At 62.5% G+C, this 25,520-nt stretch carries 19 protein-coding genes; 4 read left to right on the top strand and 15 right to left on the bottom strand.

All coding sequences use genetic code 11. From position 1 onward, the window contains the following. Window positions 1-205: 205 nt before the first annotated feature. A complete protein-coding gene (locus tag K288_RS0117570) occupies window positions 206-1,111 on the bottom strand; it encodes a LysR family transcriptional regulator (protein WP_027580732.1) in 906 nt (301 codons plus the stop codon). A 95-nt stretch (window positions 1,112-1,206) separates the two neighbouring features. Here K288_RS0117570 and K288_RS0117565 point away from each other — a divergent pair, with 95 nt between their 5' ends. The 4 genes from K288_RS0117565 (at window position 1,207) to K288_RS0117550 (ending at window position 7,170) form a co-directional block, all read left to right on the top strand. Beyond that, a complete protein-coding gene (locus K288_RS0117565; RefSeq protein WP_027580731.1) occupies window positions 1,207-2,631 on the top strand; it encodes an aldehyde dehydrogenase family protein in 1,425 nt (474 codons plus the stop codon). Window positions 2,632-2,811: 180 nt separating this feature from the next. Further along, the gene (locus K288_RS0117560; protein WP_027580730.1) at window positions 2,812-3,873 is read left to right on the top strand and encodes an efflux RND transporter periplasmic adaptor subunit; all 1,062 of its coding nucleotides are present in this window, start codon (window positions 2,812-2,814) and stop codon (window positions 3,871-3,873) included. Next, complete coding sequence (locus K288_RS0117555) at window positions 3,870-6,200, top strand: ABC transporter permease (RefSeq protein ID WP_027580729.1); 2,331 nt, start codon at window positions 3,870-3,872, stop codon at window positions 6,198-6,200. The genes K288_RS0117560 and K288_RS0117555 overlap by 4 nt, the downstream gene beginning before the upstream one ends. Before the next feature lie 118 nt (window positions 6,201-6,318). Further along, window positions 6,319-7,170 carry a biotin/lipoyl-binding protein gene (locus tag K288_RS0117550; protein ID WP_244443167.1) on the top strand — a complete coding sequence of 284 codons (852 nt, stop codon included), beginning with the start codon at window positions 6,319-6,321 and terminating at the stop codon, window positions 7,168-7,170. A gap of 122 nt (window positions 7,171-7,292) precedes the next feature. Here K288_RS0117550 and K288_RS0117545 read toward each other — a convergent pair whose 3' ends face one another. The 14 genes from K288_RS0117545 to K288_RS0117475 form a co-directional block, all read right to left on the bottom strand. Then, the gene (locus tag K288_RS0117545) at window positions 7,293-8,006 is read right to left on the bottom strand and encodes a response regulator (RefSeq protein ID WP_027580727.1); all 714 of its coding nucleotides are present in this window, start codon (window positions 8,004-8,006) and stop codon (window positions 7,293-7,295) included. Beyond that, window positions 7,978-10,665: a sensor histidine kinase KdpD gene (locus tag K288_RS0117540; RefSeq protein WP_027580726.1), complete on the bottom strand. Its 2,688-nt coding sequence runs from the start codon at window positions 10,663-10,665 to the stop codon at window positions 7,978-7,980. Before K288_RS0117540 ends, K288_RS0117545 begins: the two co-directional genes overlap by 29 nt. Before the next feature lie 49 nt (window positions 10,666-10,714). Next, entirely contained in the window at window positions 10,715-12,796 is a 2,082-nt protein-coding gene (gene kdpB, locus K288_RS0117535) for a potassium-transporting ATPase subunit KdpB (protein ID WP_027580725.1), read from the bottom strand. After that, complete coding sequence (kdpC, locus tag K288_RS45800) at window positions 12,784-13,494, bottom strand: potassium-transporting ATPase subunit KdpC (protein WP_043160103.1); 711 nt, start codon at window positions 13,492-13,494, stop codon at window positions 12,784-12,786. Before kdpC ends, kdpB begins: the two co-directional genes overlap by 13 nt. An 11-nt stretch (window positions 13,495-13,505) precedes the next feature. Beyond that, window positions 13,506-15,209, bottom strand: coding sequence for a potassium-transporting ATPase subunit KdpA (gene kdpA, locus K288_RS0117525; RefSeq protein ID WP_027580724.1), 1,704 nt, complete (start codon window positions 15,207-15,209; stop codon window positions 13,506-13,508). 134 nt (window positions 15,210-15,343) lie between these two features. Further along, window positions 15,344-15,439, bottom strand: a complete 96-nt coding sequence (gene kdpF, locus K288_RS52435; protein ID WP_152535570.1) for a K(+)-transporting ATPase subunit F — start codon at window positions 15,437-15,439, stop codon at window positions 15,344-15,346. 267 nt (window positions 15,440-15,706) lie between these two features. Further along, a complete protein-coding gene (locus K288_RS0117510) occupies window positions 15,707-16,414 on the bottom strand; it encodes a response regulator transcription factor (protein WP_027580723.1) in 708 nt (235 codons plus the stop codon). Window positions 16,415-16,632: 218 nt separating this feature from the next. Continuing rightward, window positions 16,633-19,974 carry an adenylate/guanylate cyclase domain-containing protein gene (locus K288_RS45795; RefSeq protein ID WP_043160102.1) on the bottom strand — a complete coding sequence of 1,114 codons (3,342 nt, stop codon included), beginning with the start codon at window positions 19,972-19,974 and terminating at the stop codon, window positions 16,633-16,635. A 110-nt stretch (window positions 19,975-20,084) separates the two neighbouring features. Continuing rightward, window positions 20,085-20,942, bottom strand: a complete 858-nt coding sequence (locus tag K288_RS45790; RefSeq protein ID WP_051334590.1) for a hypothetical protein — start codon at window positions 20,940-20,942, stop codon at window positions 20,085-20,087. Window positions 20,943-21,039: 97 nt separating this feature from the next. Next, complete coding sequence (locus tag K288_RS0117495; RefSeq protein WP_027580722.1) at window positions 21,040-21,408, bottom strand: hypothetical protein; 369 nt, start codon at window positions 21,406-21,408, stop codon at window positions 21,040-21,042. Window positions 21,409-21,577: 169 nt separating this feature from the next. Continuing rightward, window positions 21,578-22,828, bottom strand: a complete 1,251-nt coding sequence (locus K288_RS0117490; protein ID WP_043160120.1) for a vanadium-dependent haloperoxidase — start codon at window positions 22,826-22,828, stop codon at window positions 21,578-21,580. Window positions 22,829-23,191: 363 nt separating this feature from the next. Next, the gene (locus K288_RS0117485) at window positions 23,192-23,626 is read right to left on the bottom strand and encodes a cupin domain-containing protein (RefSeq protein WP_027580720.1); all 435 of its coding nucleotides are present in this window, start codon (window positions 23,624-23,626) and stop codon (window positions 23,192-23,194) included. Window positions 23,627-23,740: 114 nt separating this feature from the next. Beyond that, the gene (locus tag K288_RS54740) at window positions 23,741-24,313 is read right to left on the bottom strand and encodes a LysR substrate-binding domain-containing protein (protein WP_084799634.1); all 573 of its coding nucleotides are present in this window, start codon (window positions 24,311-24,313) and stop codon (window positions 23,741-23,743) included. Between the two features lie 575 nt (window positions 24,314-24,888). Continuing rightward, on the bottom strand, window positions 24,889-25,164 hold the full coding sequence (locus K288_RS0117475; protein ID WP_027580718.1) for a hypothetical protein: 276 nt from the start codon (window positions 25,162-25,164) through the stop codon (window positions 24,889-24,891). Window positions 25,165-25,520: the final 356 nt, after the last annotated feature.

The following is a 25,520-nucleotide window of genomic DNA, read 5'->3' as shown; positions in this document are numbered from 1 at the left end:
TCTTCAAAAGGAGTATCGATGCCTGCCTGCCTCATACCCCAGTCTGGTGTCCGACCAACGAAGGGCATAGCATCTACGTCAACCGCCCGCGGACACTGGCCAATAAGCTACAAAGTGCGCACAAGCGAAAAGTTCCACACCGCTCCGGGAAAATTCGGCATATTGAAAAACATCACCAAAGCCGGTGCGGGTCCGAGGCTGACATTCAGCCGCCGGCGCGCCGACGCCGCTCCTTTATAAGGTCGATGAAGGCGCGTAGGCCTGCCGGCACGTGGCGGCGGCCAGGGTAGTAGAGGCAAACCCCCGGAAACGGCGGAGTCCAATTCGCAAGGAGCTGAACCAAACGCCCTTCGTGCAAATCGTCGGCAACGTCCCACTCGGACATGTAGGCGAGTCCGTATCCCGCAAGCACCGCCTGGCGGATCAAGTTAGAATCGTCGAGCGTGAGCCGACCGGAAACATCCACCAACAGCCGCTCACCGCCCTTCTCGAACTCCCATCGGTAGACCGCGCCCGCAGGCAGGCGCATGCGGATACAATTGTGCCCGGCGAGATCGGTCGGCACGCGCGGCCGTGTGCGTTCTGCGAGATACGCTGGTGAGCCTACGATGACGAGACGCTCGCTCCGCCCGAGCGGCACCGAGATCATATCGGCGGGCACCTGTTCGGCGAGGCGAAAGCCTGCGTCAAAGCCCTCGCGCACAATGTCGATCAGCTTGCCCTCGGTGACGATGTCGACCGACATCTCGGGATAGCGGTTGAGATATTCGAAGACGATCGGCCGCAGAATTCGTCGCGCCGCGCCCCTCGAGGTGTTGAGCCGCAGCACACCAGTCGGCGTCGCGCGGTGCTGGTTGACGGCTTCGGACGCGTCGCGGATCGCGGTCAGCGCCGGCGCGACCTCGGCCACGAACTGTTCGCCGGCCGGCGTCGGCGAGACGCTGCGAGTGGTTCGGTTGAACAGGCGCACGCCGAGCCGCGTTTCGAGTTCGGCGATCGCCTGGCTCAAGGCTGTGGTGGAAAGCCCGAGTTCGGTGGCTGCGGCGCGAAAACTCCGGCGCCGTGCGACCGCTACCGCCGCCTCCAGCTCGATCAGTCGTCCGCGGCTCATTGTCCCGATTTCCGGATCAATTCATCCGGCTTAATGCCACTAATCCCGATTAATCGCCAGACCCATCTCAGCCGCATCAGACGCGGAGAGATCACATGCGCATCATCGAGCACATCTATATCGACGGCCGGCTCGTCGCTCCTCACGGCCGCGAACTGTTCGACCTGCACAATCCGGCAACGGGCGAAGTGATCGGCCAGGTGCGGCTCGGCGACGTCGAAGACGTCAACGCCGCGGTCGCGGCGGCGAAGCGCGCGCTGCCCAGGATGGCGCGCACCAGCAAGCACGAACGGCTCGAGATGCTGCAGGCCTTGCACGGGGCGATGCGTGCACATGTCGAAGAACTGCGCGAGGCCGTGCTCGAGGAATACGGCGCGCCCGTCTCACGATCGACCTGGATGGCGGACTACGCTGCCGATGCCTTCCTGGCTGCAGCGCGCACGCTGACCGACTATCCGCTCGAGCGCGAGATCGGCACGGCCCGCGTCGTGATGGAGCCGGTCGGGGTCGTGGGGTTGATCACGCCCTGGAACTCCAACGCCGGCTTCATCTGCAACAAGCTCGCTTATGCCATAGCCGCGGGCTGCACGGCGGTGATCAAGCCCAGCGAGATGAGCGCGACCCAGACCGAGGTGGTGCTGCGCGCCCTGCATGAAGCCGGCTTGCCCGCCGGCGTCTACAACGTGGTCAACGGGCGCGGCGCCGACGTCGGCGCCGCGATTACCGTCCACACGGACGTCGCCAAGATCTCCTTCACCGGCTCGACGGCCGTGGGCAAGGCGATCGTGCGTGCCAGCGCGGAGAGCCTGAAACGGGTGACGCTCGAGCTCGGCGGCAAGTCGCCGACCATCATCCTGGACGACGCCGATCCGGACGCGGTGATCCCGGGGATCATCGAGGCTGGTTTCATGAACTCGGGCCAGGCCTGCGTCGCCGGGACGCGTGTGCTCGTGTCCGAGACCCGCCGCGCGGGGTTCGAGGCGCGGCTCAAGGCGGCAATCGAGACGCGGGTGAAGGTGGGCGATCCGCGCGATCCCTCGACCACCATCGGGCCCATGGTGAGCCGGCCACAATGGGAGCGGGTCCAGCGCTACATCCGCTTGGGTCTCGAAGAAGGCGCGCGCCTGCTGACGGGCAGCGAAGGCCAGCCTGAGGGTCTTGGCGGCTATTTCGTGCGCCCGACGGTCTTCACGGATGTCCGGAACGACATGCGGATCGCGCGCGAGGAGATCTTCGGTCCGGTGCTTGCGATCCTTGCCTATCGCGACGAGGACGACGCCGTAGCGATCGCCAACGACACCACCTACGGCCTCTCGGCCTATGTCTTCGGCGATCAGGTCCGTGCGGAGCGGATCGCCGCCCGTCTCGAAAGCGGTCGAGTCGTGATCAACGGCGCCGCTCACGAACCGCTGGCGCCATTCGGCGGGATGAAACAGTCGGGCCTCGGCCGCGAGAACGGCGCCTTCGGGCTAGACGCTTACTTGGAGCCGAAGACACTGCTCGGTGCTCGCCCCGCCTGACAGGATACGAGCGTCGACTGCGCACCTACTTCGCGTCCATTGATGCCTGCATGATGTCGGTGAAACCACCGCCTCGCGTGATGTTGCGTACCGCAGCCCCTAGCGCATCGCGATTGGACATGGCTTAACAATCAAGACATGGTAAGTGGTATCCTGGTCATGAGCCGAGTGGAGTGAGCCATGGACGCGCCGACCTCTGGTAACGAAACTCAAGGTCCGTCCGAGGCGGCAAGTGCCCAACCGGAGAAGAATGCACGCAGCGCGACACGCACTCCTTCCATCATCGTCGCTGTGGTCGCAGCTGTCATCGTCGCGCTTTCCGTGTTCTACCTCTTGCGACCGGAGCCACTTCTCGTGCAGGGCGAGGTCGATGCGACACGGCTTGACATCGCCGCGCGTGTCGACGGGCGGGTCAAGGAAATACCCGTCGAACGTGGCCAGAACGTTCCGGCCGGCGCAGTGCTCGTACGGATCGACAACCCCGAAACACTCGCCAAGCACGAGCAAATGAGGACGGCAAAGGCTGTTGCGGAGGCCCAGCTCGCCAACGTCCTCGTCGGAACGCGTGTGGAGACCATAGCGGCGCGGAAGGCGGAAATGGAACGGGCGCAGGCTGCTCAGGTGCTTGCCCAGAAGACCTTTGACCGTACTTACACATTGACCCAGCAAGGCAATGCGCCGCAAGCCCGTCTCGACCAGGTGACCGACGCGCTGCACGAAAGCGAACGCGCGGTCGATCAGGCCAAATCGGGCTACGACCAGGCTGTCAATGGCTACACAAAGGAGGAGCGGGCGATCTCCAGGGCCAACGTCGAAAAGGCCAATGCCGATATCCAGAGCGTTCAATCGATCATCGATCAGCTCGTGGTCTATGCTCCCGTCGCCTCGCAGGTCTATCAGCGCAATATCGAGCCTGGCGAATATGTATCGCCGGGCGTGCCGCTCGTGACCTTGATCGATTTGGCGGACGTCTGGGTGCACTTCGATCTTCGCGAGGATCTCGTCAAGGGCTTGAAGGTCGGCGATCGATTTGATGTCCGTATTCCGGCTCTCGCTGACCGCCGCGTCACCGTCGAGGTCAAGCTGGTTGCAACCAAGGGCGAATATGCGAGCTGGCGGGCCACGCGTGCTTCCGGCGATTTCGACTTGCGGACGTTCTCGATCCGCGCCTATCCGGTCCAGCCGGTGCCCGAGCTGCGGCCGGGAATGAGCGCCTATCTTGACTGGCAGTCACGGCAATGAGGCTGGCGGCGAGACCGGGATTTCTGCTGGTTGCACAGCGCGAGTGCAGCTGGCTGTTTCATGATCGTGTGGCGCTGCTTTTGATCTTTGGCGTGCCGCTCTTTGCGTTCGTGGTCCTCACGACCGTCTTCAGCCATCCGGTCATCCGGGGCCTCGGAGTGACTGTCGTCGACGAGGACAAGTCGGACGCTTCGCGTGCGCTGGTGGAATATGTCGCGGCATCTCCGAGTCTCAATATCGTCGACCGCTCCGGCACCTTGTCCACGGCCGTGCAGGACATACGGTCCGGCAAGGCGATCTCGGCGATCTATATCCCGCCGGATTTCGAGCGCGACTTGAAGGCCCAACGCCGCCCGCAGGTTGTCGGGTTCTATAACCAGCAGTTCCTGACGGCGGCTGGCATTGCGTCCTCGGGCCTCAACGACGCGCTTTCAGCCGCGGCAGCGGTGGCCGCCCCTGCCAAGCGCGCCGCGCCCGCGCCCGCGTCGATCGGAACGATGGCCGGGGAGACCATCGCGCTTGTCAATCCGCAAAAGAACTATGCGCAGTTCCTGCTGCGGGCGCTGCTGCCGACGATCATCCACGTGGTGATCACGCTCGCCGCGGGCTATTCCGTCGGCTCCGAATTCCGCCGTCGCGACGCGCGGGCCTGGCTCGAAAGTGCCGGAGGCGATCCGGTTGTCGCGCTGGTCGGCAAGCTCGCGCCCCTCTTCGGCATCTTCCTCATCATCATGCTGGCCGTGCCGCTCTTCCTGGAGGGCGTGCTGCAAATCCCCTTCAGGGGAGACCTGCCGCTGATGATCGCCGCCGGCTGCCTCCTGATTGTGGCCTATTTGTCGCTGGGCGCCCTGCTGCAGCTCCTGGCCCGCGACTTGGCGACGGGGCTCGGACTTGCGGGCCTCGTTGCCTCACCTGCATTCGGCTACGCCGGCGTCGGCTTCCCCACGGTCGGCATGAATGCGTTTGCGCAAACCTGGAGCGCGATCCTGCCGCTGCGCTGGTACATGGCCGTGTTGCTGGGGCAAGCGGCACGGGGATTGCCGGTCTCGGACTCCGCGCTTCCCTTCGCGGCGCTCGCGGGCCTGACAATACTTTTTGCCGGCCTCGCATTGCTGCGCATGGCGAGCCTCAAGCGCAAGGGCTGGTTTGAGGCGGCGCGACCTGCCGAGCAATCAGAGATCGACCGCCCGCCGCGAGGCGTCGGCGGCGCCTTCATGGCGGAATGGCGGCGCGTGCTCGGAACACGGAGTGCCTTCAGCTTGCTGTTCCTGGCTCCCCTGGTTTACGGCATTTATTATCCGCAACCCTATCTGAACCAGATCCTGCGCAAGCTTCCTATCGCGGTCGTCGACAACGATCTGAGCGATCTCAGCCGCCAGATCGTCGAGACGCTGGATGCGAGCGGGGCATTGAGCGTCGTGGTTCGCGCCCACACACTCGCCGAGGCGCGCACCGCGATCGATCGCGGGAAGGCTTTTGCCGCCGTCGAAATCCCGCCAGACACCGAGCGCGACGTGCTCAAGGGCATCACCGCTCACATTCCGATCTACGCGGATGCCACCTACCTGTTCATATTCAGATCGACCGCAAGCGGGGTCGCCACGGCCGTCGGAACATTGACATCCGAGCTCGTTTCGCGAGGCGCACGCTCGGACGGAAGCCTTGTCAAGGCGAAGCTGGCGAGCTCGAGTCCAGCCGACGTTCTGCTGCAGCCGATCTTCAACCCCGTGGGCGGCTATGCGAGCTACATCGTCCCGGCCGCATTTGTGCTGATCCTGCAGCAGACGCTCCTGATTGGTGCGGCGATGTTGACCCGTACTGCGCTGGCGACCGGCGGCGGAGTATTCGCGGGCGTGCTCGGCCGCGGCGTCGCCCATCTGACGATTTACCTTCCGGCGCTCGCGCTTTATCTCGTTGTGCTGCCGCGCATCTACGGCTTTTCGACGCTCGGGCATCTTCCACAACTCCTCGCGCTTGCTGCCGTGTTCTTGCTTGCGACGAGCTTCATGGGACAGGCCGTCGGCGCCTGGTTCACGCGGCCGGAAAACGCAACCATCCTGCTCCTTGCAACCAGCCTGCCTCAATTTTTCACCGCCGGCTTCGCGTGGCCGCGCGAGGCACTCCCTGAGGCGGCCATCGCGCTGGGTCGACTGTTCCCCGCCGACTCAGCGATTGACGGCCTCGTGCGCATCAACCAGCTCGGTGCTGGCATCTGGGAAGTCGCGCATGACTGGCTCGGACTGTGGTGCCTGGCGCTGGCCTATTTCCTGCTCGCCGTGATCTCGGCGCTTGCCGTCAAGAGAGGCCATGGACATGCGCAAAGCTAGGCTTGTCGCCATCGCTGCGATCGCGCTCGTTCTCGTCGCGGGCGTTCTGATCTATTCCGTCCGTCGTTCCGGATCGCCGTCCGCAATCGTTGGCGTCGTGCGGGCGACCGAAGTCAGGGTGGAACCGGAGGTCAACGGCCAACTCACGTCGATTGCGGTCAAGAAGGGCGCACACGTGCGCGCCGGCGACATCCTGGCGCAACTCTCCGCGGTGGAGTTGACGGCACAGCTGGACCAGGCGCGTGCCGCCCTCGCCTCGGCAACCGCGAATCGCAACAACGTCGACGCCGGAGTTCGTCGTGAACAGGTCGACTCTTTGAAAGCCGCAATCGCCAAGGCAAGCGCCCGCCTCGACTATGTGCAGGCCCAGCTCACGAGGACCAGCACGCTGGCACGCCAGAACTTCGAGTCCCAGCAGGCGCTTGACCAGGCCGAAAACGACGCTGCGAGCGCACGCGCCGACGTCGCCGAGGCCCAGGCGAACTACGAAGCCGCCGTGGCGGGTCCGACCCGGGAGGAACGCGCGATCGCCGACGCGCAGGTGCAGGCCGCAGCGGCCGCCGTCGCGGTGCTCGAGCGCCGCCTCGACAAGATGGTCTTGCGTGCTCCGGCCGACGGTGTGGTCAGCGTCATCGCCGCAGAAGTGGGCGAGAACGTTCGCGCGGGCCAACCGATCCTGATGGTCGAGGCGGCAGGCAAGCAATGGTTCTCATTCAATGTGCGCGAAGACCATCTCAGTCGTCTCGCGATGGGCGAAACGGCGAACGTGATGCGGAGCGGCGCCGATGGCGCGATCAAAAGCGCCATCACCGAACTGCGGCCGCTCGGCGTCTTTGCAACCTGGCAGGCCGAGCGCGTGATTGGCGATCATGACCGTAATACGCTGCGCTTGCGCCTTGACCCGCAGGGAGAGGTGGCAGGCCTCGAGCCGGGTATGACTGTCTGGATCGAGCGCGGCGATTTTCACTAGAGCGTGACGACTTCTCTTCGGGTCGTCATCCCGGTTTAGTTCTTTGTTTGAGCATGATCTCCGCGCAAACGCTTCGCGTTTGTCGCGAGGGAAAACCGGCTTCCACTTTTCCGGATCATGCTTTAGCCGTCCTCTCGGATCTCCAGCCCGGACAGGCGATAGCCGACCTGCAACTCCGTGATTAGATGGACCGGTTGCGAGGGATCGTCCTCGAGCTTCTGGCGAAGCTGGGCCATGTAGATGCGGATGTAGTGGGCACGCTCGGCATAGCCTGGCCCCCAGATGTCCAGCAGCAATTGCCGATGCGTGAGCACCTTGCCGTGACCGCGGATGAGCGCGGCCAGCAGGCGGAATTCATTCGGCGTCAGATGCACGGATACGCCTGCCCGCGTGATTTCGTGGGTCGCCAGATTGATCGTCACCTCTCCAAATCTCACCACCGGCGAGGCTGTCGCACCGCTTGACACCGCGCTTGCGCGGCGCAGTTGTGCGCGCACACGCGCGAGCAGCTCGGGCACGCCGAAAGGCTTCACGAGATAGTCGTCAGCGCCGGCATCCAGCGCCTCGACCTTTTCGGTCTCCTGCTCGCGGGCCGAAAGCACGACGATGGGTGCCGAAACCCAGTTCCTGACTTCCCGGATCAGCGCCTTGCCGTCCCCGTCCGGCAGGCCAAGATCAATGATCATCAGATCCGGCTTCCGGGTGCCCGCATTGAGACGCGCTTCCTCGCTCGTGGCGGTCTCGAAAACGCTCATGCCCTCCTTTTCGAGCGCCATGCGGACAAAGCGGCGAATGTCGGCTTCATCTTCAACGATCAGAATGCGTGGCTTGATCATTTACAGCCTCACTTTCGATTTCGGGAGGGGCGCCGAGCGGCAGCCGAATTTCAAAGGCCGCACCATGCGGCTTGCGCGCTTCCGCCCGGATGTTCCCTCCATGGGCCGCGACGATACTGCGACACAGGGCCAGACCGAGGCCGACACCAGTGATCGACGACTCCTTCTGGCCCCTGGTGAAAGGCTCGAACAGCGCGTCGGGATCGGTCGTCGGCAAGCCGGGCCCGTCATCCTCGACGACGAGATACATGGAATCGCCCGAAGCGCCGCCCCGCACCGTGATGGTGCTCGTCGGCGGCGTGTATTTTGCGGCGTTGTCGAACAGGTTGATCAGCACGCGTTCGATCAGCGGCGCGTCTACCTCCACGAGAGGCAGATCGGCCGGCAGGTTGGTTCGAATTGTCCTTGGCTTGAGAAGCGCGGCCGATTGCGCCAGTGCGCTGCCGACGATCTCGCTAAGTGAATGCCATTCCTTGTTGAGACGCACACCTTCACTCTGCATCCGTGCGAGGTCGAGGAGATTGCTCACGAGCCGCTTGAGCTCGTCGGCCTGGACGCGGATGGAACGTGCGAGGTCGCTCCGGTCGTCCTCGGGAAGCTCCCTTGTGTGCTCGAGGGTTTCGGCGAGGCCGCGTATCGCGGTGAGCGGCGTCTTAAGATCGTGAGATACCGCCGACAAGAGCGCATTGCGCAGCTTCTCGCCTTCCATGCGGACCAGCGTGTCCTGAGCAACCTCGACAAAGTGGATGCGTTCGAGGGCAAGCCCGATCGATGAGCAGCAGGCATCCAGCAGCCGTCGATCGTCCGGATCGTTTGACAGAGAGGCATCAGTCGGCAGGATGGCAAGCACGCCCCTCGTGGCCATCGACGCCTTCAGCGGAAGATACAGGGCGTCGGCCGCGTTCAATGTTTGCGTACCGAGACCGGCTTCCTGGGCATGGTCCAAGGTCCACTGGGCCACCGACAGATCGACGAGACCAGCATCCTCTGTCGAAACGAGGCGCTCTTTCTTGTCAGGAACGAGGAGAATCACCCTTGCGCCGAACAAGGGCGTGATCGCGTCGCGACAGACCGAGATGACCTGTTCGACTTTTATGGCGCTCGACAGATCGCGCGCAATGCGGGCAAGCGCGGACGCGCGACGTTCGCCGGCGCGAGCGACCCGAGCCTCGGAGCGCATGCGAGCGGCGAGCTGACTGATGACGAGCGCCACGACCAGCATCAGTGCAAAGGTGAAAATATACTGTGTGTCGGTGACGGCGAACGACAGCCGCGGCTCGACGAAGAAGAAGTCGAAACAGGCGACAGACAACAAAGCCGCCCAGGCGCCGGCGACCCGGCCGAGACGCATGGCGACGAAGACCACCGTCATCAGGAACAGCATGACAACGTTGGAGAGATCGAAGACGCGGAGCAGCCAGGCGGCAGCCGCGGTCGTCGCGCCGCAGGCAAGCGTCGCGATCACGAGAGCCCGGGCATAGCCCTGAGGTTCATCCGCGACCCTGCGCTTGATCGCGAGCCCGGCGTCATTCACGCTGAGCAAGATCACGCCCATCTCCGGCGCGGCGCGCGCGATACGCTCTTGAAGCCGCAGCCTGAAAGGCATGAAGCTCCGACCGGCCGGATTACCGACGATGAGCTTGGTGACGTTGCGCTTGCGGGCGTAGTCCAGAAGGGTTTCGGCCACGTCCTGTCCGGGGACATTGGCAAACTCCGCCCCCGCAGCCTGGGCGGAAGCAGCAATACTAAGCAGCGTTTCTCGGGCCCTCGTATCGTCGCCATGGTACGGCTGGTCGACATGAACCACGATCCACTTGGCGTGCAGCCGCTGAGCAAGCCGCGCGCCTTCGCGGACCAGTTTCTCCTGCGAGCGGTCGGCGCTGACGCAGACCATGAGCAGTTCCCGGGTCGGCCAGACCGTCTTGATGGCATGGGAAACGCGATAAGTCCGCACATCGGAATTGACCCGGTCGGCGACGCGCCGAAGCGCCAGCTCGCGCAGGGCGATCAGATTGCCGCGGCGAAAAAAGTTCTGCCGCGCGCGCTCGATCGAAACCGGCAGATAGACCTTGCCCGCGTTCATGCGCGCCAGCAGGTCATCGGGCGGCAGATCAACGAGGATGACATCGGTTGCGGCGTCGAAGATGCGATCCGGAACGGTTTCCCTGACCCGGACCCCGATGATGCCGCCGACGATATCGTTGAGGCTGTCGAGATGCTGGACGTTCAGCGCTGAATAGACGTCGATGCCCGCACCGAGCAATTCCTCGACATCCTGCCAGCGTTTGGCGTGGCGGCTGCCGGCGACGTTGGTGTGCGCCAACTCGTCGACAACCAGGAGCCTGCATCCCGACGCAAGCGCGCCATCGAGATCAAACTCGGCAGTAGGCCTTCCGTTGCCGCTCATCATCTTGCGCGGCAGTACGGAAAGCCCCTCCATCAGCTCTTGGGTATCCTTGCGCCCATGGGTTTCGACGATCCCGATCCCGACTGCGACACCCTCGGCCTGGCGCTGGCGCGCCGCCTGAAGCATCGCGAAGGTCTTCCCCACGCCCGCGCAGGCGCCGAAGAATATCTTCAGTTGCCCGCGCTTTGAGCGATGGTCTTCATCCTTTACGACCTCGAGAAGATCGTCAGGATCAGGTCGCGGATCCGTCATCGTGTACTGTCTAACCTCGATCCCGCCTTCTGCCTCCGCGAGAAGCACCTCAGAAGAACGGCGCCAGCAGGATGTCGATCGCCTTTATACCAACAAATGGTACGATGATCCCACCCACCCCGTAGATCAGCAGGTTCCGGCTCAGCAGGCGCGCCGCCGGCTCGGCCCGATATTTGACCCCGCGCAGGGCGAGCGGGATCAGGATCACAATGATCAGCGCATTGAAGATCACCGCGGACAGAATCGCCGACGCCGGGCTGTGGAGATGCATGATGTTGAGGGTTGCGAGCGGCGGATAGGTTGCGACGAACGCGGCCGGGATGATGGCGAAGTATTTCGCCAAGTCGTTGGCGACGCTGAAGGTCGTGAGCGCGCCGCGCGTCATGATCATCTGCTTGCCGACCTCGACAACGCGCAGCAGCTTCGTCGGATTGCTGTCGAGGTCGACCATGTTGCCGGCCTCCTTGGCGGCCTGCGTGCCGCTGTTCATCGCGACAGCGACATCGGCCTGCGCCAGCGCAGGAGCGTCGTTGGTTCCGTCGCCGGTCATGGCGACAAGCCGTCCCTCCGCCTGATATTCGCGGATGAGCCGCAGCTTGTCCTCGGGAGTAGCCTCCGCGAGATAGTCGTCGACGCCGGCTTCGGCCGCAATCGCAGCGGCGGTGAGCTTGTTGTCGCCCGTGATCATCACGGTCTTGATGCCCATGCCGCGCAGCTCGGCAAAGCGTTCCTTGATTCCGCCCTTGATGATGTCCTTCAGCTCGATGACGCCGAGGATGTTGACGTCGTCGCTGACGACCAGCGGCGTGCTGCCGCGCCGGGAGACATCACTAACGATCTGGCTCACTTCCTGCGGGAATATCCCTCCAATCGCCTCGACATGGGCGCGGATTGCGCTTGCCGCACCCTTGCGGATCTGCCGGCCGTCGATGTTGATGCCGCTCATACGCGTGTGGGCGCTGAAGGCGATCGCTTCCGCGCTGTGAAGCTCGCGGCCGCGGATGTTGAACGAGTTCTTGGCAAGCACCACGATCGAGCGGCCCTCCGGCGTCTCGTCGGCAAGCGACGCAAGCTGGGCCGCGTCGGCGAGCGTGCGCTCGTCGACGCGGGGGGCCGGGTGGAACTTGGTGGCCTCGCGATTGCCGAGCGTGATCGTTCCGGTCTTGTCGAGAAGCAGGACATCGACGTCGCCGGCCGCCTCGATGGCGCGCCCCGATGTCGCGAGCACGTTGGCCCGCATCATCCGGCTCATGCCCGCGATGCCAACCGCCGAGAGCAATGCGCCGATGGTTGTCGGGATCAGGCAGACGAGCAGCGCGATCAGCACCGTGATCGTCACCACCGAACCTGAGCCGTTGACGGTCGTACCAAAGCTCGAGAACGGCTGGAGCGTCACGCAGACCAGGAGGAAGATCAGCGTGAGTGCGACGAGCAGGATCGTCAGGGCGATCTCGTTCGGCGTCTTGCCGCGCTTGGCCCCTTCCACCATGGCGATCATGCGGTCGAGGAAGGCCTCGCCGGGATTGGCCGTGACGCGTGCGATGATCCAGTCGGACAGGACGCGGGTGCCGCCCGTGACGGAGCAGAAGTCTCCGCCGGCTTCGCGGATCACCGGCGCCGATTCACCGGTGATCGCGGATTCGTCGACCGAAGCCGCGCCCTGAATCACTTCGCCATCCGCAGGGATGATTCCGCCGGCCTCGACCAGGATGTAGGTTCCAATGGAGAGTTCGTCGCTTGGCATCGGCCAGGACTCGCTCACGCGGTTCGGCTCCTTGAGGACGCGCGCGATCACCCGCTGGCGCGTCGCGCGGAGCGCATCGGCCTGCGCTTTGCCCCGCCCCTCAGCCAATGCTTCCGCGGCATTGGCGAAGAGAACCGTGAACCAAAGCCACGCAGCGACCGCGAAGATGAAGCCCGCCGGAGCTTCGCCATTCCCTCGAAGCGCCTGGAGCCAGAGAAGCGTGGCGATGATGCTGCCGAGATAAACGACGAACATCACGGGGTTCTTCACCTGAACCCGCGGCGACAGCTTCTTGAAGGCCTCGCTGATGACCGAGGACCAATCAACGGGCTTGCGGCTGCCGCCGACGGCTGCGCCGTATGCGACCGTTGTATCTACTTGTGCCATGATAATCCGCTTTCTTTCCCCGCGGCACGATGAGCCAGAGTGGCCGCATCCAGTGCGAGATTGAGTTCGAGGACGTTGACCCTGCTATCGCCGAGGACACCGAGTTGGGGACCGCTCGTGCTCCGATCCACGAATTCCAGCACTTTCTCCGCCGGCAATCCGCGCGCGCTCGCGATCCGCGCCGCTTGCAGCGTGGCATTCGCGACAGAGATGTGCGGATCGAGGCCCGAGCCGGACGCGGTGACGGCGTCGACTGGGACGAGGGCATCCGCAGCAAGCCCATTCTCTTCGCGGTAAGCCTTGGTCCGTTCGGCGACCGCGTCGAGCAGCTTCTTGCTGATGACGCCCTGGTTGCTCGCGCCACTGGCCGCAGCATTGTAAGGCTGGTCGACGGTCTTGGACGAATCTTCCGGATCCGTACCCGAGGTCGCGCTCGGCCGGCCGTGGAAGTATCTCGGCTTGGTGAAATACTGCCCGATGACCCGGGAGCCGACGGCCTGGCCATTCGCCACGATCAGGCTTCCTTGGGCCTGATCAGGGAAGAGGATGTTGGCGACGCCGGTGGTCAGCAGCGGATAGGCTATTCCGGTCACCACCATGAAGAACACGGCGGAGACCAGAACCGGCCGGGCGACGCCCTTGAAGGACGACTGCGAGACCGACGCGGAAGCAGGGATGATGGTTCGTTCGTTACGCATAGGATCTTTCCTCAGAATGTCGTGCCGGCGAGCATCATCAGGTGCTCGACAATCGGGCCGAGAGCCAGAGCCGGCAGGAACGTCAGGCCGCCGACGACGAGGATCACGAAGACAAGCAGTCCGGTGAACAGAGGCGTCGCTGCCGACAACGTTCCCGGACCTTCCGGGATGGTCTTCTTGGCCGCGAGCGCGCCCGCGACCGCCAACATTGGCAGCAGGGTCAGATAGCGCCCGACCAGCATCGCCAGGCCGATCGTCGTGTTGAAGAACGGCGTGTTGGCGTTGAGGCCGGCAAAGGCCGAGCCATTGTTGGCGGTGCCCGAGGTGTAGGCGTAGAGCACCTCGCTGAAGCCGTGCGGTCCCTGGTTGGCAAGGCTTGCCAGCGTGGAAGGCATCAGACACGCGAGTGCGGTGAAGCCCAGGATGCTGAACGGATGGGCCAGCACCGCGAGCATCACGTATTTCATCTCACGCGCCTCGACCTTCTTGCCAAGAAACTCAGGCGTCCGCCCGATCATCATGCCGACCAGGAACACCGTCAGGATCGCATAGGTGACGAGATTGATGAGGCCCACGCCGTCGCCGCCAAACACGTTGTTCAGCATCATCTGTGCGATCGGCACCAGACCGCCGAGCGGCGTAAGCGACGAGTGCATGGAGTCGACCGAGCCGGTCGTTGCCGCCGTTGTGGTCGTTACGAACAGGCTGGTCTGGGCGATACCGAAGCGCAGCTCCTTGCCTTCCATATTGCCTCCGGCCTGCAGCGCCGTCTGCGCCTGGTCGACGCCCATCGGAGACAGCAGCGGATTGCCTGACTGCTCGGAACCGTAGACCAGCGCAAGGAAACCGAGGAACATCACAAGGAAGGCGGCGAAGAACGCCCAGCCCTGTCGGCGGCGCAAGATCATGGAGCCGAAGACATAGGTCAGCGCCGACGGAATCAGCAGCATGCTGAGGATATGCAGCGTGTTGGTGAAAGGGGTCGGATTCTCGAACGGGTGCGCGGCGTTCATGGCAAAGAAGCCACCGCCATTGGTGCCGATGTGCTTGATCGACTCCAGGCTTGCAACCGGCCCGACAATGAGCTGCTGCTTGGCGCCTTCGAGCGTGGTCGCCATTGCATCGGCACTCAGTGTCTGCGGCATGCCCTGCCAGACGTAGACGAGCGCCATGACGAAGCAGATTGGCAGAAGCAGGCGGTACGTGACGCGGGTGAAGTCGACCCAATAGTTGCCGATGTCTGCCGCGCTCTTCCGGCTGAGCCCCCGGATGAAGGCTCCTGCCGCCGCAACGCCGGTCGCGGCGCTCACCGTCATGAGAAACGTGATGACAGCCATCTGCGAGAAATTCGACAGGCTCGATTCGCCCGAATAGGACTGCCAGTTGGTGTTGGTGATGAACGACGCGGCGGTGTTGAAGGCCAGATCCGGCGTCTGGGACGCGCGCGCAAGCGAATCGCCGGGCAGATATTCTTGCAAGCGCAGGATCAGATAGCCGAGCAGCATCATTGCGGCGTTGCTGAGCAGCAGCACCATGCCGTAGCGGTTCCAGGACATTTTTTCCGAAGGATTGATGCCGAGAATCCGGTACGTGCCACGCTCGATCATGTTGTCGGCGGGACTGGTGAATAAATGCGTCATCCATTTGCCGACGACCACGACCAGGCCGGTCATGATCGCAAGGATGAGAACGAATTGAGTGATGTCTTGGACCATGTGAACGCCCTCAAATCCGGTCCAGGGCCACGATGAACCCTGCCGAGAGTACGAAGAAGAGGAGCGTCACCGCCACGAATATGAGGTCGCCCATAGTTGCTGCCAGGTTTGTTGTTGCGATCCCTGCCCTGCTCTCAGAAGCGCTCTGGCTTCACGAGGGCATAGAACAGGTAGACGAAAAGGCCGATGGCACAGACGCCGGCCAGCCAGGTCATTAAGGCAGCGGACATTGCTGACCTCGCTCGAGATCTGGGGAAGTCGGGGACCGCGGCGAAATGATCGGGGTGTGCGCGTCGGCGACAAGCCGCGTTGGTTGCGGCTTTGATCCAGGTGATGGGTGATTGCACGACATGCGTGCCGGCTCCTTTTTTTGCTCGGATTGCCGGCACGCATTTAGTGCGTCGCATGCAAGATTGGTGCTGAGTTTTTATGCCCACGCGTAAGGATGGCATAAAGATGCCAGAGCGTTTTCGAGCGGTTCGCGTGAAGAAAACGCTTTAGTGGGGATTGCTCGCCGCGTCGGGAGGGCAGAGGCGGTAGCCAACGCCCATTTGGGTGAGCAGATATCTGGGATGCGTCGGATCTTCCTCGATCTTGCTTCTGAGCTGGCGCACATAGACCCGCAAGAACTGCGTATCCACCTTTTCCTCCCATAGTTCGCTCATGAGGAATTGGTGGGTGAGCACCTTGCCGGCGTGCACGACGAAAAGGCGCAAGAGATCATATTCTTTCGGTGATAGATGGATCTCCTCCTCTGCGAGCCTGACCATGCGACGACGCAGGTCCACCTCAAGCTGGGCGAGACGATAAACGGGTTGCTCGACGCGGTACGCAAAGCGCCCCCTGAGAGCGACCCGTATTCGCGCCGCAAGCTCCTCGACGTCAAAGGGTTTTTGGAGGAAGTCGCAGGCGCCAAGGTCGAGCGCCTGGATCTTGGTGCGGATATCGCCGTTTTCCGAGAAGGCGATGATTGGAAGGTCCTCTCCTTTTTCCCGAAGACGGCTCAGCAGTTCAAGACCGCTCGTATCAGGCAGCTCGAGCTCGAGAAGGGCGAGATTGGGCTCCATGCGCAGCAACGCGAGCGCCTGCCGCGTGTTGCTTGCCGTCATCAGGCTATATCCGTGGCCACACAGGTCGCGGCGCAGCAACGTATGCATGGCGCGATCCGGGTCGATCAGCAGGATGTTGGGTAGGAATGCCTCCATGGCCGTCCTGGCGCGCGGCTGAGCGCCACATTCCTCTCGAATCGGTTCCAAATAGCAGCGTCAGCCAACGCTAGCAGGGCCGATATCAAGACAGCATAAGGTTTTGGGCCGCTGATATAAGGTCCATGTAGTGATTTCATAAGTTTCAGTTGGTGTCGAAGCGGCAGGCAGCACGCGGACCTCGCGCCGGCGGAGCCGTGGACCGCCGGCGACGAGGATCAGAGCGCCGCGGCCTGAGCCGCGCGCGCTCGCCTGAGGTCGCCCGTCTCGGCCCCCTCGTCGAACCAGCCGCAGATTGGCTCCAATAGCGCGCGGGCCGCGTCAAGCCTTCCTTGCCCGCGCCAGAGTTCGGCAAGGTCTATCGAGGCGCGCAACTCCAGGGATTTGGCGCTTTTGCCACGTGCCACTTCGATGGACTTCTTCAGGCAGGATTCGGCTTCCGAAACGTTCGATGGATCGGGCGCCAGTACAAGCTGCGCTCTTTGCCGATGCAATTCCGATTCCCATGACCTGCCTGTCACGTCATCGAGATTTGTCAGGGTCTGCCCGACGATCCATAGCGCGTACTCATTTTCTCCTGCCCTGGCGTGCATCTCCGCGAGCCAGCTCTCCATCATCGGCAGCATGAAACCGACGTTGTTCTGCCGGGCCTCGTCGAGCCCGCGAGCGATCTCGGCGCGGGCCTCTTCGATCCGGCCGAGGTCGCCGAGTGCCCGGCCGCGCGAAATTCGCGACAGGATCGCGTAGAGCGAGAACCGCTGCTCTCGCGACACTCCGAGGCTCTTTTCGGCGTTCTCGAAGGCGAGATCGGCCTCGCCGCGCAGGAGGTGCACGACCGAGGTCATGTAATGCGCGAAAGCTACGGTATAGGGGTGGCGAAGATCTCGCGCCAAGGCAAGCGCTTCCGAGACCCGCGCGAGCGCTTGGTCGGGATAGCCGAGGAACCACAAATCCCAGGACAGGAGCAGCAGCGACGCCGCCTGCGGCTCGACCATATAGAGATGGTATAGCGGCGGCCTTTCCTTGTTCATCGAAAGCTTGATCGACTGCTCGAAATGGTCAGCCGAGGATCGAAAGTCACCGATCGTCAATAACGAGCTGCCCATCATTCTATGAGCGACCATTGGCGGCACGGCGTCGGACAATGCCTGAGCCCGCGAGAGGAATTCTTCGGCCATGCCGAGCGCTTCATCATTCTTGCCCGACATCCACAAATTCCCCCACAGCCCGAACAGCGCCTGGAGATATTCGGGAATGTTGCCGAGCCGCAGGCAGAGCGCACGCGCCTGCGAAAAGGCTTCGCGCGTTTCCGCAGAGGCATAGCCCTGCACAGCAATGAGGGGTATGCCCAACGCCAACTGAATGTCGATCTCCTGCCTGGTCCGCTCGAGCGTGTCCGGCATGGCGTTCAGAAGCTGAAGCGCCTTTCGAAAATTGCCGATGGCCTCGACGTTGGCGGAATTCGCAAGCGCGCGTTGCCCGGACTTGAACCAGCAGCGAATCGCAAGTGGATGATTGCCGGCCTCCTGATAGTGATAGGCGAGAACCTCGGGCTGATTTTCGGCAAGCTCCGGAAAGTCATGCTCAAGGATGGTGGCGATATCGGCGTGGAACTGCAGCCGCTTGCTCTTGAGCAGGGAGTCGTAGATCGCATCGCGCAGCAGCACGTGCTTGAAGGCGTAACGCACGAACGGCGAAACATCGACCCGGTAAATGATATCGGCGCGTTCGAGCAGTGTAAGCGCCGACAGCATATCCCCCTCGGCAACCTGCGATGCAGCCGACAGGAGATCATAGGAGAACTCCCGTCCGATCACGGCCGCGATCTGTGCAAGTCTGCGGCTCGGCGCGACCCGGTCGAGCCGCTCCATCAAGGCGTCGCTTAGCGTGTCCGGAACCCTGAGCAATGCCGTTTGCATCTTGCGCTCGACAGCGCCTCGACCCCGCAAGGGCGCGCTCAACGTGCTGTTTGTCAGCTCCTCGATGAATAGCGGGACGCCGTCGGCCTTTTCGATGATCTGCTCGAGCAACGGCTGGGGCATGCTCGCGCCGCTCGAGAGCTCCCGGATCATCGCCCTCACTTCGCTGTGCGACAGCCGGGTGAGCGAGTGCAAGGTGGTGTTCGCGTGAGTGATCCACCCGGGACGAAATTCAGGCCGGCAGGATACGATCAGCAGCACGCGGGCGCGATCGATGCGGCTGGTGACCAGTTCGAGCAGCTCGAGGGTCGACGCATCGAGCCAATGCGCATCCTCGAAGATGCAGAGCGTCGGGCGTTGAGCGGAAAATGCCAACAGGATGTCGACCAGGGTAGAGATCGTCCTGTTCTTCACTTGCCTCGGCGTAAGCCCTGACAGTTCGTCGTTTTCCGAGGGGATCGACAGCAGCTTCGCGATCAACGCGACCGGCTCCATCGCGCCATCGATCGGGTGCGGAAGATAGGCCTTGAGCTTCGCAAGCTTATCCGCATCGGGCTCGCGCGCCGTCAGTTGTGCCGCCTGCTCGATCTGCTCAATGACAGGGAAGAACGCGCTCTGACTGTGATAGGGCGAGCACTGATGGTGAAGCAGGACGTGCGGCTCATCCTCGACACGCGATTTCAGTTCGTGGAGAAGCCTCGATTTTCCGACTCCGGGAATGCCCGAAAGGAATACGACCTGGCCGTCGCCCTCCTTGGCCTTCTGCCATCGGTCGAGCAGCAGCGAAAGCTCGCTGGAGCGCCCGATCAGCGGCGTAAGGGAGCCCGTATGCGCCGCCTCGAAGCGGTTGGCGGTGTGCTTTGCCGAGAGCACGCGATAGACGTGAACGGATTCGCTTACACCTTTGAGCTCCTGGAGACCGAGGTCCTGAAAATCGAAGGCCGCCGATACGAGTCGCCTGGTCGATTCCGAAACGACCACCGTGTTGGCGGCGGCAAGTGTCTGCAGACGCGCGGCGATGTTCGGCGTCTCCCCTACCGCGTCCATCGACCACGTGCCGCTGTCCCCGGTTTCGCCGACCACGACGGGACCGGAGCAGACGCCCACCCGGCACGTCAGGGTGACCGGCCCTGGAATCTTCGCAACTCTGGAAACGATCTCCAGTGCCGCATGAGTGGCACGAACGGCGTCGTCCTCATGCGCATAGGGCCAACCGAAGAACGCCATCGCGCCATCGCCGAAGTAGCGCGCGACCTCGCCTCCGTAGCGCCGGATCGCGGTGCTGCATTCCCCCCGATACGCGTCAATGAGTTTCTGCAGATCCTCCGGGTCCAGCGCCTCTGAAAGCTGCGTAGAGCCGACCAGATCGCTGAACATCACCGTGATCTGGCGGAATTCCGCTTCGCGCTGCGGCAGGACCGAGGCGGACGCCACGCCGAACTTCGCTGCCGTCAAGGCTTCGATGGCCTTCAGCAGCTTCTTGCGGTGACCCAGGGAATTGATGCCAAGCTTCCTGAGATCATTGTCCGTCAAATCAGGAAGGACCGAGTATTCGATGTTGTTGTCGGCGAAGGCCTGGGCGTACTGACCCAGGCCGTGTCCACACAGCCAGTCGGTCAGCTCGGTGCTTGTCCTCGCCATTGCAGAGGCCCTCGTTCCTTGTACCTCGACGCGCGCCAGACTGCGACGACTGTCACGCCGTTCCGATCACGCCGAGGGCCGAGCAACGCGCCTCATACTTTACGAAGGCCCTAACTGAGACGATACGGAAGTGCCTCTCCGACCGCCTGCTGCAGCTCGTCGAGCATCTCCGCCTCGGATTTTAGCAGCTCGTGATTATATCCCTCGGCCATGATCAAAGCCGATTCATACGTCTCCTGGACGACGCTGATGCGGTCGCTCGGGGGAAGCGAGGCGACAAACTCGATCGTCTCTTCCACATGAGCGACCTCGCTCCCAAGGCAACTGTGACTTCGGAGAAAGCGAGTCGCATCGACGCCATCAGGGCATAGTGCCTGCACCCTCTCGATATCGGCCTTCTGCTTGAGCGCGGCGATGCGCTCCAGACAATAGGAATAGCCGATGCAGCCGATCGGGTAATCCTGGACGCAAAGCTCATCGAAGCGCTCGCAGAGCGGCTTGATGCCCTCGGGGATGAAGTTGGCGACCAATCGCTCGGCAGGCAGGCCCAGCGCGTGAAGATCCTTGAGCGCAAGCCGGTCGTGACCGGTCTCCTCGCGCGCGCGCTCTTCAAGATAAGCCGCAACTTCCGGCCTCCCCAATTCGTTGAATCGCCTTGCGGCGCGCTGGAGATTCCGCGGCGTATGGACAGATGTGTGGTAGGCGCCCACGATGGCGACGATGTAGCCGACGAGCGTCGGCGCCGGGCTGGCGAGGCGCCCCTCAATTCTGGCAAATCCGAGATTGATGGCGCCGTCGAGCAGCCCGATCGTGCTGCCCCTGGCACCTACGCCCGTCATCGGAATCGCAAATGGATCTGTGTATTCCTTTGCGCCGCGCGGGGAATGAAACCACACCTCTCCCGACTCGCGGGCGATGATCGAAGTCTTGTCGTTAACGTTGACCCACTCCGTGACCAGGGGCGCCATTCCACACCTCCATATCCGAGCGGCCGCACGCGATCGCACCTCGCACGATCCGCGCGAACCCCGCTAAAAACACAACTCAGGCCCAGTCTCGACCGCGCTAGATTCCGTTCGGCGTAATGGCCATCAGCAAGCGGGCCGTGTCCAAGAGGGACTGGTGCTTCGGAGGCGTCCCAATACGTGATCGGTCCGGGATCACAAAAACGATTCCGGTTTGGGGATCCGTCAAGTGAAAACCATCATTGTATTCGGTTTCCGTGACCACGACGGGATTTGAAAAATAAAAGCCGCGCGCCTCAAGCTCAGCCTTGGCATTCGGCGAGGTACCGTTTGCCAGTCTCGTTGTCACTTGCGTTTCGAAAGTAGGGTCGATCCACGCTTCGACGATCATCTCCGCGAGAGCGTCGTTCTGGTATGAAAAATCAGCAACTTTGTCTTGAAGATTAGAGTCTCGGAAGATACCGCCCATAGCGAAGCCTCCGTCAAATGCTTAAATACAGCGGCGCCTCTCTGCTGCCCCGTATGTTAGTACCTTAGTTGTATAACTTTGCGATGGCAAGCCGGACTAGCATCACCGGAAATGGTGTAAGCATTCGGCGGTCGACCGTGAGAGCCGGCCGCCGCCGAACGCCAAGGCGTCAAGGCTTTGGATCTGCCCTGGCTTCCACACCGCGAAGCTGGGTCGCCATGGTCAACTCGCCGATCTTCCTGCCCATCTGTTTTCCAACTTCGGTAGAAAATCGATAGTGAAAACCGGCGTAGATGCGTGCGTTGGCCACCTCGTCACTGTAATCCTGGATCCGCGTCCATTTGCGCGTCACGCCGGGGGCGGTCGGGCTGGTGAGCGAGAACTCCCCAAACTCGTCTCCGACGACGCTTTGCAGAACGGCCCCGACCGCAGCGGACGTAATGCAGTGCGCACACGGATATTCCGGATGCATCGGGGTTTCGCCCAACGGCAACCATGACGCATCGCGTGGCGTTGCCGAATTTCCGGTGATGTCGGCGTTGCGTATCGCCGTGACAGGCCGCCAAAAATTGTAGCGATACTTGGCATCGAAGACCGCGACGATCGCGTCATTGCCCGCCATCGAAGTAAGCGCGAAGAGCCGGGCGCAGTCGACAATGTCCATGCCCTTCGCGATCGCGGCCTGCTTGACGATGGGATTGTAGGTACGAGCGCCAACCACGAACCAGAAGCGGCCCATCGTCGTTTGCTCTGCCGTGCGCGTGGTGCTGTTGCGTGCGCCGACTTCGCGAATTTCATTGAGATCCCGCGTCCAGGTCTCGGAATCGAGCGCGGGCGGCGGATCGGGCCGGAATTGCGAGCCCGTCGTCATGACCCACGGGGTGGTCGCGCCCGTGGTGCTGAACACAGGCACCGAAGTCGGAACGTAGACACCGGGCCTGGTATAGGGGCGATAGCTCTCCTGTGCCGCGCTTCCATCATTTGCACGGAGCGCAATGATGGCGGCGGCCGCCTTCCTCCCGAGATCGATGCCCGCCGACTTCGCATCGGTATCGGCAACAGCCGAGAGCGACGCCGACAATGCGGAATCGAGATCGGATTTCCGATCGACATAAATCGAGACCAGTACATCATGCGCGGCTGTCGCGGCGGCAGCTTCCTTCGAAGTCGAGCGATCGGCGCTGAGCGTGAATTTGTACGGCGCATATCTGTGGTCAATGGCGTTCACCGCCTCGAACATCGCGACATGCATCATCGACAGCGCGCGGCTTTGACCGGCCGGCAGGATTTGCTTTTCCACCGCGATCGCATCAGCCTTTGCATTCCAGTCCATGATCACATCGGCTCGCGCCGCTTCGGCGAGGCCTGCAATCATGGCAGTTGCCAACAGCATTTGGGAAATGACCGAGGAAGATTTCATGGCGTGCTCCTTCAAAAAACCGCCGTACGACACGGCAACACGAGACGGGCACTGGAAATCTGCTGGAGCATGATCCGGAAAAGTGGAAACCGGTTTTCCCTCGCGACAAACGTGCAGCGTTTGCGCAGGAAGATCATGCTCAAACGACGAAATGAGATCGTGATCCGATTCTATCCAATCGGATCGTGATCTAGCGGCGTCGCAGCCGCAACGATCGCAACGACGCGTAAGCGTCGCTGACGTTCATTGTCCTGCAACCCCCAATGAATACCATCCTCCGCCCGACATTCCTGTGAAGCGGTTCACCTTCAGTCGTCGCCGGCGTGCACCCGCGGCATCGGGCGCACGCCAGCTGTACAGAACTTAAGGAAGAGGCCCGACGATCGCCTGGTCGTGACGCGCAGCAATGCCGGGCAAGCGGTCCATATGCTCCTCCCGGGGATCGGGAATGTCTTGCAGGTCGCGGAAGAACTCTTCATGGCGGCGCGGCGTGGACACCAGGATATGTCGAGCGTCGGCATCTCCGACATTGGTGAAGCCGTGCACCGTCCCCCTCGGGACCTGGACCCGCGCGCCCGGGCCCGCCACGGCGGTGCGGTCGCCGATGAGGTACTTCAATTGACCCTCGATCACGATGAAGAGCTTGTCTTCGGTGGCGGAGATGTGCGCGGGCGCGCCTGCGCCGGGCTTGATCGTCATGTCGAGGATCGTGAAGGGGCTCGGATAGGGATTGATGATCCTGGCGCGGATCCCGGCAAATTCGGTCGTTTCGAATTCTGTGGTGATGTCGGCTTGCATGTTCGCTCCAGAGTAAGGTTGCTGTCTACGAAAATGCATATGGCGGCCGCGTTTCTCCTTAAGTAGCCTCACCTATCCGGACAGAGCGGCCAGGATACTGGCCGATCGAGCGCGTCACTGTCCGGCCGCCGCAGCCTCCAGATGGCGCGCCAGTATTTGCGCAAACGCGTTGACCTTGGGATTGAGGTCGGCGCGCGAGGGAAAGGTGAGGTGCAGCCGGATCGATCCCGAGAACAGGTTCGGCAGCACGGGCACGACGGCTTGCGACGCAAGTTCAGCTCGGCACAGCGATTGCGGCAACAGCCCGACGCCCTGGTGCAGCAAGACGAATTCGCGCGCCAACGCGAAGCTGTCCACCGCGACCTGAAACTGTGGGAACTCAATCCCGTTCTTGAGAGCGCGGCACAGCAGGCGGCGAAGCTCGGGCCGATCGGGCCCGATCAGCGTGCTCACCGCGTGTATGCTGGCTGGCTCGCCGTTCCTGCGCAGATATTCGGCGCTGGCATAGAGGCCGAACTCCATGTCGAGAACACCCCTGACAAGTGCTTCCTGCGGGTTGGAAGCGCCAATGCGAAGGGCAACATCGATGTTTTCCGAGATGAGGTCGAGCACGTCGTTCGTGAGCAGCACCTCGAACCGCACACCGGGGTGCGCTTCGCGGAATTCGGAAACAGCGCCGGCGATGATTACCGGGCGGAAAGTCCGCCGGCGCCGTCAGACGGATTCCACCGACATAGGAGGTGCCTGCCTTGCCCAGGCCGGCGAGCGCGCCGGTGAGGGAGGCCAGTGCGTCCGCCGAGCGGCCGTACAGTTCGGCGCCTTCTGTGGTGAGCGAAAAAGCGCGGGTCGAGCGCTTGAAGAGACGGACGCCGAGCGTCCTCTCCAAGGTTCGGATGCGCAGACTGACGGACGAGCGCGGTGTATTGGTCTGACGTGCTGCTGCGGCAAATCCGCCAGCCCGAACCACAGAGACAAAGGTTTGAAGGGAGTTGAGATCCATTCGGCGCGCCTCTTAATCACACCAAATTCGGATCTTGTCGCGTCGGCCGAGCCGAAATGACGCATGTCATATGATTTATCCGCGATCTGCGGGCAGACGGAAGGACATTGTGGCGGGATGGGATTGTTGTGGTTGCCAGCTTCAATGACGTTGCAGAGCTACAGGATCGTTTCAGCGAATCGGAGATGAGTTACATTCGAAACGTTGTCCCGTGCGTCACGCCGGCCACGACGCACGGGACCACGAATGCGATACACGAAACTCAACAGCCGTGGCAGATCGTGAGCCTGCGGTCGACAGCACGATCCTCTTCGCTGATCTGCTCGAGCTCGTTCGTATTCTGCGACGGCAGGTCCTTCGCGTGGGGCTGACGATGGCCGACCGGCGCAGGCCACGGCAGACCTGTCCGTGATGAGGTATCGGACAAGCCCGACGAGACGGCGGCGGACGATGGTTTCGCCATTCCCACCGTTTCGGCCGTGGCCGCGCGACCAGCGAACAAAGCCGCCAGGATCACTGCTCCGATTATCTCACGCATGATTGCACTCCCGAGCTTGGATTGCCATTGGTGTCATCGGCTGACCTCCTTCCGATATGGAGCGGCCAGAATCGGCTCGGCTTGCTACAGCGTGATTTCAATCGTTCGGGAGAACAGTTGCGGTTGTAAGCAACCGACCGACGGCCGTAACGAACCACGGACAAACTCCCGAGGATCCGCTCTTGCAATGCCTAACCAATAGGCACTCTGGCGCGCCGACAGATCATCGACGCGCGCCATGGATCGTGTGTTGCCACTCCCGGTCCGTGTAGAAGATATCTCGACACCATCCTTGGTCGTCACGTCGTCCATGATCGTGATCGCTTCTCCAGGGTGAAAGCCGCCACTTGACCGCA

This window comes from Bradyrhizobium sp. Ai1a-2 (assembly GCF_000426245.1).
Lineage (GTDB): Bacteria > Pseudomonadota > Alphaproteobacteria > Rhizobiales > Xanthobacteraceae > Bradyrhizobium.
This window is presented reverse-complemented; position numbering and strand designations above follow the sequence as displayed.